Origin of the sequence: Spirillospora sp. NPDC046719 (genome assembly GCF_040645715.1) — a bacterium.
In the GTDB taxonomy this organism is placed as follows: domain Bacteria; phylum Actinomycetota; class Actinomycetes; order Streptosporangiales; family Streptosporangiaceae; genus Spirillospora.
Genome location: NZ_JBEYYT010000268.1, coordinates 1 through 11,066 on the forward strand (window position 1 = coordinate 1; position 11,066 = coordinate 11,066).

The following is an 11,066-nucleotide window of genomic DNA, read 5'->3' on the forward strand; positions in this document are numbered from 1 at the left end:
CGCCACCATCCGGGCCCGCGCGGCGCCGCCGGCCGCGCGCCGGGTCAGCTCGGCGACCGGCAGCGGCGCGCGCGACGCGGCGATGATCAGGTTGCCGAACCGGCGGCCGCGCAGCACGCCCGGGTCGCCCATCAGCAGCGCGTGCGGGAACACCGACCGGACGGTCGCGGCGACGCGCCGCGCGAACGGCAGCCGGAACCCGTCGGCGACGTTCGCCAGGTAGACCCCGCGCGGCCGCAGCACCCGCGCCGCGTCCAGCACGAACTCGCGGGTCGCCAGCTCCACCGGCATCGACGCCTCGGCGAAGGCGTCCATCACGACCAGGTCGTCGGCCTCGTCGGCGAGCGCGGCGATGCCGCTGCGCCCGTCGGTGACGCGGATCCGCAGCCCCGGCACGCCCTTCACCGGCAGCCGCTCGCGCACGACCCGCACCAGCTCGGCGTCCGGTTCCAGGACGATCTGCCGCGACCCCGGCCGGGTCGCGGCGATGTAGCGGGGCAGCGTGCACCCGGCGCCGCCGATGTGCACCGCGTCGAACGCCTCGTCCTCCAGCCCGAGCGCGTCGACGACGTCGCCCATCAGCCGCATGTACTCGAAGTCGAGGTAGGTGGGGTCGGACAGGTCCACGTAGGACTGCGGGACGCCGCCGACGAGCAGCATCCAGCCGCCGTCGCGGTCGGCGTCGCGCAGCAGCTCGGCCTCGCCGCCCGCGATCGTGAACGTGTCCGGCCGCGGACCGTGCCTGCCCTTGCGCGCCATGCCTCCACCCTACGGAACCGTCCCGTGCGGTCCCGACCGGTGTCGGGACCGCGCGGCCGGGCGGCGTCAGGCCTGCTCGGTGAGCGCCTGCTCCTCGGCGAAGTGGCAGGCGCTCGGGTGCGCGGACCCGTCGCGCTCCACCAGCTCGGGGACGTCCTCCGCGCAGACGTCGCGGGCCTTCCAGCAGCGGGTGCGGAACCGGCAGCCGGACGGCGGGTCCAGCGGCGACGGCGGCTCGCCCTCCAGCTGGATCTGCCCCGCCCAGCCGGGCGCGTCCGGGTCGGGCACCGGGACGGCCGACAGCAGCGCCTGCGTGTACGGGTGGGTGGGGTGCTCGTAGATCTGCTCCTCGTCGCCGGTCTCGACGACCTTGCCGAGGTACATGACCGCGATCCGGTCGGAGATGTGCCGGACCGCGGCGAGGTCGTGCGCGATGAACACGTACGCCAGCCCGAGCTCGCGCTGCAGCTCGCCGAGCAGGTTCATGACCTGCGCCTGGACGGACACGTCCAGCGCGGACACCGGCTCGTCGCAGACGATGACGTCGGGGCGCAGGGCGAGGGCGCGGGCGATGCCGACGCGCTGCCGCTGCCCGCCGGAGAACTGGTGCGGGTACCGGTTGACGTGGTCGGGGTCGAGGCCGACCAGCTCCAGCAGCTCCTGGACGCGGGCACGCCGCTCCCCCTTGGGCGCCGCGTCCGGGTGGATCGCGAACGGCTCCCCCACGATGTCGCCGACGGTCATCCGCGGGTTCAGCGAGGAGTACGGGTCCTGCAGGACCATCTGGATGCGGCGGCGGAGCGCGCGCAGCTCCCCGCGCGGCAGCGCGAAGACGTCCCGCCCGTCGAACCGGACGGTCCCGGCGGTCGGGCGCTCGGCGGCCAGCAGCAGCTTGGCGAGCGTCGACTTCCCGCAGCCGGACTCGCCGACGACGCCGAGCGTCTCGCCGCGCCGCAGCTCCATGTCGACGCCGTCCACCGCCCGGACGTGTCCCACGGCGCGCTTGACCACCACGCCGCGGGTGACGGGGTAGTGCTTGACCAGGCCGTCGACCTGCAGGATCGGGCTCTCACTCGGCTCCGGCACCGTGCACCTCCTCGGCGAAGTGGCAGGCGGCCTCGTGGCCGGGCGCGACGGTGACCAGCGGCGGGCGCTCGGCGGCGCAGAGCGCCTCGGCGCGCGGGCAGCGCGGCTGGAACGGGCAGCCAGGAGGCAGCGCGGCCGGGTTCGGCGGCGACCCCTTGATGGGGACGAGCGCGTCGCCGCGCCGGTCCAGCCGCGGCACCGACGCGAGCAGCCCGCGCGTGTAGGGGTGGGCGGGCCGCGCGTACAGCTCCCGGGCGGGTGCCTGCTCGGCCACCGACCCGGCGTACATGACGACGATCCTGTCCGCGACGCCGGCGACGACGCCGAGGTCGTGGGTGATGAGGACCATGCCCATCCGCAGCTCGTCCTGGAGCGCGGCGAGCAGCCGCATGATCTGCGCCTGGACGGTCACGTCGAGCGCGGTGGTCGGCTCGTCGGCGATGAGCACGTCCGGCTCCAGCGCCAGCGCCATCGCGATCATGATGCGCTGGCGCATGCCGCCGGAGAACTGGTGCGGGTAGTCGCCGAGCCGCTGCGCGGCGGACGGGATCCGCACCCGCTCCATCAGCTCGACCGCCTTGTCGCGGGCCGCCCGGCGGCCGAGGCCGCGGTGCACCCGGTACATCTCGCGGATCTGGTCGCCGACGGTGAACACCGGGTTCAGCGCGGTCAGCGCGTCCTGGAAGATCATCGAGATGCGGTCGCCGCGGTAGCCGCGGCGGCGCCGCTCGGGCAGCCCCAGCAACTCCTCGCCGCGCAGCCGCACCGAGCCGCCGGTGATCCGCGCGGGCGGGGTGTCGAGGATGCCCATGACCGCCTGCGCCGCCACGCTCTTGCCGGAGCCGGACTCGCCGAGGATCGCGACGGTCTCGCCCTCGCCGAGCGTGTAGGACAGCCCGTTCACCGCGCGGACGTCGCGGTCCCGCACGCGGAACAGCACGTGCAGGTCCTCGACCTCCAGCAGCGGCGGCGGCGCGGCCGGTTCCCGCGGGACGTCTTCGGTCAGCTCGGTCGTCATCGGGCGCTCACCGCAGCTTCGGGTCGAGGGCGTCGCGGGCCGCGTCGCCGAGCATCAGGAAGCTCAGCACCGTGGCGGACAGGAACACCGCGGGGAAGATCAGCAGGTGCGGGTGGTCGACGAAGGAGTCCTGCGCCAGGTTCAGCTGCAGGCCCCAGGACACCTTCGGGTACTGCAGGCCGACGCCGAGGAAGTCCAGCGTCGCCTCGCCCGCGATCACGTTGCCGACGTTGAGGGTGGCGACCACGATCACCGGCGCGATCGCGTTCGGCAGGATGTGCCGCGCCATGATCCGCCGGTCGGACGCGCCGAGCAGCCTCGCCGCCTGCACGTAGTCGGCGTCCCGGACGGCGATGACCTGCGCCCGCATGATGCGGATCATCGTGGTCCAGCCGAGCAGCACCAGCACCAGCGTCATCGCGCCGACCCCGTGGCTCGGGAAGGCGACCAGGATGACGGTCGCGCCGAGCACGAACGGCAGCCCGAAGAACACGTCGGTGAGCCGCGCGATCAGCGCGTCCAGGAGCCCGCCGTAGTAGCCGGCCAGCATCCCGAACACCAGCGCGATGGCGAACGCGAACAGCGTGACCGCGACGCCGATCAGCAGGGTCGGCCGGGCGCCGTGCACGACGTGCGCGTAGTAGTCGCAGCCGGCCAGGTCGGTGCCGAACCAGTGCGCGCCGGACGGGCCGAGCTTGGCGTGGTTCGGGTCGCAGCCCTCGTTCACGCCCGTCGAGGTGAACAGCCGCGGCACCGCCGCCATCAGCGCGACCAGCAGCAGGAACGCCGACGACGCCCAGAACACCCAGCGGCGCCGCAGGTCGCGCCACGCGTCGTCCCACAGCGACGCCCGGCCGAGCTGCCCGCCGGCGACCGCGACGGCCGCCGCGGCGGTGCCCGGCGCGCCCGCGCCCGCCCCGGCGTCCGCCGGTTCCGGCTCCGCGCCCGGCGGGCCGGGGTCGGCCGCGCCCGGGTCGATCGTCTTCAATGCCCCTCCGGGTCGCTCGTCACTCGTACCTGATCCGCGGGTCCAGCAGCCCGTACAGCAGGTCCACGACCAGGTTGACCAGCAGGAAGATCAGCACGAGCACGGTGACCGCGCCGACCACCACCGGTCCCTCCTTCAGCTGGATGGACTGGAACACCTGCTGGCCGATGCCCGGCAGGTTGAAGATGCCCTCGGTCACGATCGCGCCGCCCATCAGGTTCCCGAAGTCGACGCCGAGGTAGGTCACGACGGGGATCAGCGAGTTGCGCAGCGCGTGCCGGCCGACGACCCGCGCCCGCGACAGCCCCTTGGCGTTGGCGGTGCGGACGTAGTCGGCGCGCAGGTTCTCGGCGAGGCTCGTCCTGGTCAGCCGGGCGACGTACGACAGGCCGAGGGAGCCGAGCACCATGCCGGGCAGCAGGTAGCTCATCGGCCAGCCGTCGTCGGTCCCCGCCGTCGGGAAGATCCGCCAGTGCAGCCCGAACAGGATCTGCGCGGTGTAGCCGAGCACGAACACCGGCACCGCGATCAGCAGCGTGGTGCCGCCGAGCACGAGGGTGTCGGCCATCCTGCCGCGGCGCAGCCCCGCCCACACGCCGAGCGCGATCCCGATGACCAGCTCGAAGATCCAGGCGGTGAGCGCGAGCTGCGCGGTCACCGTCCAGCGGCCCCCGAGCATGTCCGCGACGTTCTGGCCGTCGTAGTTCTCCCCCAGGTTGCCCTGGACGAGGCCCCACATGTACTTGCCGTACTGGACCAGCAGCGGGTCGTTCAGGTTGTAGCGGTCCCGCAGCGTCGCCAGGACGTTCGCGGGGACGGGCTTGTCCCCGGCGAGCGCCTGGATCGGGTCGCCCGGCAACGCGAACACCATCGCGTAGATGAGCAGGGTCGTCCCGATGAAGACGGGGATCGCCTGGAGGAGCCGCCGCAGGACGTAGCGCCACATCGCCGGCTACTTCACCGTCACTTCGTTGACGACCAGGCCGGTCGACCACGCCGTGATCGTGACGTTGCCGACGTGGCTGGAGCGGCCGCCCTGGCCCGCCCACGTCCACAGCGGGATCATCGGCATCTCGCGGATGGCGACGTCCTCGGCCTGGTTGTAGAACTGCAGCGCCTGCTGGTGGTCGGCGGAGCTGTTCGCCTTGGCGATCAGGTCGTCGAACTCCTTGCTCTTCCAGCCCATGCGGTTGGCGTCCGACGCCCACATGTTCTCGAGGTAGTTCTGGGCGCTCGGGTAGTCGGCCTCCCAGTTCTGCCGGTACGGGCCCTTCTCCTCGCGCTTGTTCAGCATCGAGAAGTAGTCGGACGCGGGCACCTGCCGGAACTCGATGTTCTGGATGCCGAGGTTCTGCTTCAGCGAGTTCGCGACGATCTGCATCCACTGGTAGTAGGTGGGCTGGGCGTTGGAGAAGTACAGCTCCATCGTCCCCTTGAACCCGCCGGCCTTGTCGAACAGCGTCTTGGCCTTCGCGGGGTCGAAGGTGCACAGCTCACCGCAGGCGTTCGCGCGGTGCCCGTCGATGATGGCCGGGAGCAGCGAGTCGGCCGGGAAGTAGTCGCCGTTGTAGACGGCCTTGTTGATGCCCTGCCGGTCGATGACCATCGAGATGGCCTTGCGCAGGTCCGGATTGGCGAACCGCTTGTCCCACAGCGGGAAGCCGAGGTAGTCGATCGTGCCCATCTTGCGGGGCAGGAACCGGTCGCCGAGCAGCCGCTTCGCCTCCGGCACCTTCGCCGCCGGGATCGTCTGCAGCACGTCGATCTTCCCGGCGCGCAGGTCGGTGTAGGCGCTGTCGGCGCTGGAGTAGCTCTTCCAGATCACGCCCTTGTTCTTCGGCTTGCGCGGGCCGGTGTAACCGGGGAACGGCACGAGTTTGATCTGCCTGTTGCGTTCCCAGTTCCCGCTCATCATGTAAGGGCCGTTGCCGATCGGGTGGTTCTCGAAGCCCTTGAGGTCCTGCAGACCCGCCTTCGGCATCGGCGCGAACGCCGGGTAGGTCAGCAGCAGCGGGAACTGGTTGAACGGCGCGGTGAGCGTCACCTTGAGGGTCGAGGGGTCGACGACCTGGACGCCGGAGAGCTTGTCGGCCTTCGGCTTGGCGTTCTCGTCCTCGGGGTTCATCGCGTCGTACCCCTGGATGTGCGAGAAGTAGTCGTTGGCGGAGTAGGCGTTCGGCCCGTACGCGGCGTTGTTCCAGGCGTCGGCGAAGCTCTCCGCGGTGACGGGCTCGCCGTTGTGGAACTTCTGCCCGCCGCGGACCTTGATCGTCCAGACCTTCTGGTCGGTGGTCGTGACTGACTCGGCGGCCAGGTTGTACGGCTTGCCGTCCTTGGTGAGGCCCTCCAGGTTGTCGAACAGCCCGCTGAGCACGTCGAAGGAGTAGCTGCTCGTGGTGTTGCCCGGCACCAGGTGGTCGGGTTCGGAATGGCCGACGGTGAACACGCCATCGCTCTTCTTCCCGCTCCCGCCGCAGGCCGACAGGCCGAGCGAGGCCGCCAGCGCCACCGCGGCGAGCGCCGCGACCTTCCCCCGCGCGCCCCTGCGCGGGCCCGCGTCCCTGAGGCTGGTCATGCTCCTCCTCGTGCTGTCCCCTCGTGCACCGGGCCCGGACACCCGCCGCACTTCAGGTTGGTGGCAGCGTCGTACCGGCGCGGCGGTTTCGGTATGGCGCTGACCGAGTCGAAACCGGATCGAGACTTGTTGATCAACCGTTGACACAGGTCAGCGGCAGGGGAAAATTGAACTTTCCTGCGAAAGGGGCACGACGGGTGACTCGGCGGCCGGACGCCACGGCGGAGACGGCGGAAACGGAGACGGCACCGGACCCGGCCAGGGACCCCGGCGCGGAGGCGGGTACGGAGGCGGGTGCGGAGGCGGCCGCCATCTGCGCGGACCTCATCCGCTTCGACACCACCAACCGGGGCGAGGGCGTGGCGCGCCCGGAGCGGCCCGCGGCCGAGCACGTCGCGGCGCTGCTGGACGAGGTCGGCGTCGCGGCCGAGATCGTGGAGTCGGCGCCGGGCCGCGCCAGCGTGCTGGCCCGGATCCCCGGCACCGATCCGTCGCACCCGGCGTTCCTCGTCCACGGGCACCTGGACGTGGTCCCCGCCGACGCGTCCGACTGGCAGGTCCCGCCGTTCTCCGGCGAGGTGCTCGGCGGATGCGTGTGGGGGCGCGGCGCCGTCGACATGAAGGGCAGCCTCGCGATGACGCTCGCGACGGTCCGGGCCCGGCTGCGCGCGGGCCGCCGGACGCGCGGCGACCTGGTGCTGGCGTTCCTCGCCGACGAGGAGTGCACCGGCGAGTACGGCTCCCGGTACGTGGCGCGCGAGCACCGCGGGTACTTCGAGGGCTGCACCGAGGCGATCAGCGAGTCGGGCGGGTTCAGCGTGGACGCCGCGTCCCCCGAGGGCGGCGCGGGCGCCCGGATCTACCCCGTCGCGACGGGCGAGCGCGGCACCGCCTGGATGCGGCTGACGGCGCGCGGCACCGCCGGGCACGGGTCCAAGCCGGCGCCCGACAATGCCGTCGCGGAGCTCGCGCACGCGGTGTCGCGGATCGCCTCGTACGAGTGGCCGGTGCGGCTGACGCCGGGCGTGCGGGCGCTGCTGGACGGCCTGGCGGACGCCCTCGGCACCACCATCGACCACGACCGGCTCGACGAGGAGGCGGTGCGGCTCAGCCGCGCCGGGCACCTGTTCGCCGGGACGGTCCGCAACTCGGCCAACCCGACCCGGCTGGAGGCCGGGTACAAGGTGAACGTCGTGCCGGGCACGGCGTCCGCGCAGGTGGACGGCCGGTACCTGCCCGGGACCGGCGAGGAGTTCCTCGCCACCGTCGACCGGCTGCTCGGCCCGAAGGTCACCCGGGAGTTCATCAACCACGAGGAGGCCCCGGCGGCGGACCCGGCGGGCGCGACGTTCGCCGCGCTCGCCGGGTCGCTGCGGGCCGAGGACCCGCTCGCCCGGCCCGTCCCGTACGTGATGGCGGGCGGCACCGACGCCAAGTCGTTCAACGCGATCGGCATCACCAGCTTCGGGTTCGCGCCGCTGCGGCTCGGCCCGGACCTGGACTACTTCGGCATGTTCCACGGCGTGGACGAGCGGGTGCCGGTGGACGGCCTGGCGTTCGGCACCCGCGTCCTCGACCGCTTCCTGGACACGCGCTGACCCCGGGCCGCACGCGCCGGCCGTGCCGGGGTCACTGCGACTTCTGGTAGCTGCGCAGCGAGAGGATCGCCAGCGCGACGGTGAGCGCGGTCAAGGCCAGCAGCCATCCGCCGTGCAGCGCGACCGAGCCCCAGTCCGGGTCGCCGGCCATCGCGGCGCGCCCGGCGTCCAGCGCCCAGCTCACCGGGTTGAACGCCGCCACGTGCCGGATCCAGGCCGGCATCAGGCCCTTCGTCATGAACGCCGACGACAGGAACGTCAGCGGCAGCAGCAGCATGACGTTGAGCCCGATGATGGTGTTGCGGTCCCGCAGCAGCAGCGCCAGCGTGTTCGACAGCGCCGCGAGGACGACGCCGACCAGCACGGACGCGGCGACGAGCACGGCGAGCCCGCCGGCGCCGCCCGGGTAGCGCGCGCCCGCCGCCCAGCCCAGCGCGATGATCACGATGGATTGGAACGCCGTGCTGAGCGCCTGCTCGACGATCCCCGCGTTGGTGATCGCGCTGCGCCGGACCGGCGTCACCAGGAACCGGTTCAGGGTGCCGCGCTCGATCTCGTCCATGGTGGCCATCCCGGCGAACGAGTTCAGCGACACCGCGTTCATGACGACGACCCCGGGGACGAGGTAGTCGAGGTAGGACGGGGCGCCGAAGCCGGGCAGCTCCACGACCCGCTTGAACAGCTCGCCGAACAGGAACAGCCAGATCATCGGCTGGACGAGCGTCATGACCAGGACGGCCGGGTTGCGGCCGAGCGCCGACAGCCGGCGCTGCGTCATCCACCAGGTGCCGGTGAGGAGCCCGCTCATCGCGCGCCTCCGATCTCCGCGGGCTCGGACGCCGCGCCGGGGGCGGCGTCGGCATGCGCGAACCGGCGTCCGGCGTACCGCAGGTACACGTCGTCCAGCGAGGGCCGCGCGACCGTCGCCGCCGCCACCGGCAGCCCGGCCTGGTCGAGCGCGGCCAGGACGGCGGGCACCGCGGACGCGCCGTCGTCGGCGCGCGCGCTGAGCCGCGCGCCGTCCAGCACGATGTCGCGGACGCCGGGCAGCCGGCCGAGCGCCTCGCGCACCCGCGCCTCGTCCGGCGCCTCCCGCCACTCCAGGTGGACGGCGTCGCCGCGCAGCTCGCCCTTGAGCGCGTCGGGGGCGCCCTCCGCGACGACCCGGCCGCGGTCGACGATCGCCAGCCGCCCGGCGAGCCGGTCCGCCTCGTCCAGGTAGTGGGTGGTCAGCAGGATCGCGAGCGCGTCGTCGCCCGCCAGCCTGGCGATCTCCGCCCACATCGACGCGCGGGCCTCGGGGTCGAGCCCGGTGGTCGGCTCGTCCAGGAACAGCACCTGCGGCCGGTGGACGAGGCCGAGCGCCACGTCCAGCCGGCGCCGCATCCCGCCGGAGTAGGTCTTCACCTGGCGGGACGCGGCGTCCCGCAGCCCGAAGCGGTCGAGCAGCTCGTCGGCGCGGCGGCGCGCGTCCGCGCCGCTCATCCCGTGCAGGCGGCCCTGCAGGACCAGGTTCGCGCGGCCCGACGCGGCGGGGTCGGCGCCGGACTGCTGCGCCACGACCCCGATGGCGCGCCGCACCCGGCCCGGGCGGCGCAGGACGTCGTGCCCGGCGACGGACGCGGTGCCCGCGTCCGGCCGGACCAGGGTGGTGAGGATCTTGACGGTGGTGGACTTGCCCGCCCCGTTGGGGCCGAGCAGGCCGAGGATCTCTCCCCGGCCGACGGTGACGGACAGCCCGTCCAGGGCCCGGACGTCGCCGGGATAGTGCTTGACCAGATGGTCGGCCTCGATGGCGTGCGCCATGGTCGCCTCCGTACGGCGAGACGTGCTCGGCGGGGCGTCCCGGATAGGCTGGTTTCGAGGTCTCGCCGCCGGGACCTGCTCCGCGAGCGGGTTTCCGTGGTGGGTTCTGAGGCCCGGCGGCGGTGTTGCAGCACCGCCGCCGGGCCGTGATCAGTTCTGTGCGGCACCCCTTTCCGCGAGCTCGGCGATCTCCGCCGGGACGCGGCCGGTGGCGTGGAACGCGCGCCACATCGCCAGGCCCTCCAGGGTGCCGCCGGTGATCTCGCCGAGGAACGCGCGCACCCAGTCCGCCTCCGCCTGCACGATGGCCAGGGCGTACTCGGCCTCCAGCAGGAAGACGCGCGGCACCTCGGTCTCCGCGTCGAGCGCGGCGCGCTCGGCCGCGATCCGCCGCTCCAGCGCGTCGAGGCGGCGGCGCAGCAGCTCGGCGGTCTCGTCCGGGCCGAGCGCGCCGAGCACCGACAGCCCGGCCTCGAGCCGCCGGTGCTCGGGTTCGGGGACCTCGATCAGCTCCCGCACCCAGTCGGCCAGTTCCTCGCGCCCGGCGTCGGTGATCCGGTAGACGGTGCGTTCGGGGCGGGCGCCGTCGCGGACGCTGCCCGCCACCTCCAGGAAGCCGTGCTTCTCCAGGTTCCGGACGACCGTGTAGAGCGAGCCCCACTTGATGTCCATGTCGTGGTCCTTGCCACGAGCCTTCATCAGCGAGGCCATCTCGTACGGGTGCATCGGCCTGGCGGAGACCGTCGACAGCACGGCGAGCCCCAGGAGGTTGCCCACCTTCCGCCGCTTCGCCATGCCGCGCTCCTCGTCCGCGATTACTCGTAGACGAGTATAAGCAGAAGCGACATATCGCGTCCATGCCCAACCGGCTCAGAGAAGTGCTGGGGCCAATTCGCGCCACTGCTCCAGCGGCAGTTCCGCCGGGTCCGCCGTGAGGACCTGGACGCAGACGTGGTCGGCGCCCGCGTCCAGGTGCTCCCGCACGCGCGCGCGGATCGCGTCCACGTCCCCGTGCGCGACGATGGCGTCCACGAGCCGGTCGCTCGGGCCGCCTCCGGGACCGCCCGTCTGGTCGTCGTCGCCGTAGCCGAGCCGCCGGACGCTGGCCCGCTGGTGCTCCGCCGCCTGCACGTAGCCCCGGACGTGGGGCGGCGGGGTCTCCGCGGGGGCGGGGGGGGGGGGGTGCAGCACGAAGGGCGGGACCGCGACCACGAAAGAGTGCGGCCCCCACGAACG

The 11,066-nt window shown here is 73.0% G+C and carries 10 protein-coding genes and 1 pseudogene; 1 reads left to right on the forward strand and 10 read right to left on the reverse strand.

Annotated features, from left to right (window positions below; genetic code table 11):
- The 6 genes from ABZ914_RS33760 to ABZ914_RS33785 all read right to left on the reverse strand — a co-directional run.
- A partial coding sequence (locus tag ABZ914_RS33760; protein WP_500198231.1) for a spermidine synthase occupies window positions 1-759 on the reverse strand: 759 nt, incomplete at its 3' end.
- 66 nt (window positions 760-825) lie between these two features.
- Complete coding sequence (locus ABZ914_RS33765; RefSeq protein WP_500198233.1) at window positions 826-1,845, reverse strand: ABC transporter ATP-binding protein; 1,020 nt, start codon at window positions 1,843-1,845, stop codon at window positions 826-828.
- The gene (locus tag ABZ914_RS33770; protein WP_387030640.1) at window positions 1,829-2,863 is read right to left on the reverse strand and encodes an ABC transporter ATP-binding protein; all 1,035 of its coding nucleotides are present in this window, start codon (window positions 2,861-2,863) and stop codon (window positions 1,829-1,831) included. Before ABZ914_RS33770 ends, ABZ914_RS33765 begins: the two co-directional genes overlap by 17 nt.
- 7 nt (window positions 2,864-2,870) lie before the next feature.
- Complete coding sequence (locus ABZ914_RS33775; RefSeq protein WP_194736841.1) at window positions 2,871-3,851, reverse strand: ABC transporter permease; 981 nt, start codon at window positions 3,849-3,851, stop codon at window positions 2,871-2,873.
- Window positions 3,852-3,870: 19 nt separating this feature from the next.
- Complete coding sequence (locus tag ABZ914_RS33780; RefSeq protein ID WP_500198235.1) at window positions 3,871-4,797, reverse strand: ABC transporter permease; 927 nt, start codon at window positions 4,795-4,797, stop codon at window positions 3,871-3,873.
- A 6-nt stretch (window positions 4,798-4,803) separates the two neighbouring features.
- Window positions 4,804-6,426: a peptide ABC transporter substrate-binding protein gene (locus ABZ914_RS33785; protein ID WP_500198237.1), complete on the reverse strand. Its 1,623-nt coding sequence runs from the start codon at window positions 6,424-6,426 to the stop codon at window positions 4,804-4,806.
- 197 nt (window positions 6,427-6,623) lie between these two features.
- Between ABZ914_RS33785 and ABZ914_RS33790 the strand changes: the two genes are divergently transcribed.
- Complete coding sequence (locus tag ABZ914_RS33790; protein WP_500198238.1) at window positions 6,624-8,024, forward strand: M20/M25/M40 family metallo-hydrolase; 1,401 nt, start codon at window positions 6,624-6,626, stop codon at window positions 8,022-8,024.
- 31 nt (window positions 8,025-8,055) lie between these two features.
- Here the strand turns inward: ABZ914_RS33790 and ABZ914_RS33795 are convergent, their stop codons facing one another.
- The 4 genes and pseudogenes from ABZ914_RS33795 to ABZ914_RS33810 form a co-directional block, all read right to left on the reverse strand.
- Window positions 8,056-8,832, reverse strand: coding sequence for an ABC transporter permease (locus tag ABZ914_RS33795; RefSeq protein ID WP_500198239.1), 777 nt, complete (start codon window positions 8,830-8,832; stop codon window positions 8,056-8,058).
- A complete protein-coding gene (locus ABZ914_RS33800; RefSeq protein ID WP_500198240.1) occupies window positions 8,829-9,830 on the reverse strand; it encodes an ATP-binding cassette domain-containing protein in 1,002 nt (333 codons plus the stop codon). Before ABZ914_RS33800 ends, ABZ914_RS33795 begins: the two co-directional genes overlap by 4 nt.
- A 150-nt stretch (window positions 9,831-9,980) precedes the next feature.
- Window positions 9,981-10,625, reverse strand: coding sequence for a PadR family transcriptional regulator (locus ABZ914_RS33805; RefSeq protein ID WP_500198242.1), 645 nt, complete (start codon window positions 10,623-10,625; stop codon window positions 9,981-9,983).
- Window positions 10,626-10,700: 75 nt separating this feature from the next.
- Window positions 10,701-11,066 (reverse strand): annotated as a pseudogene (locus ABZ914_RS33810) (TIGR03620 family F420-dependent LLM class oxidoreductase); the annotation flags it as partial.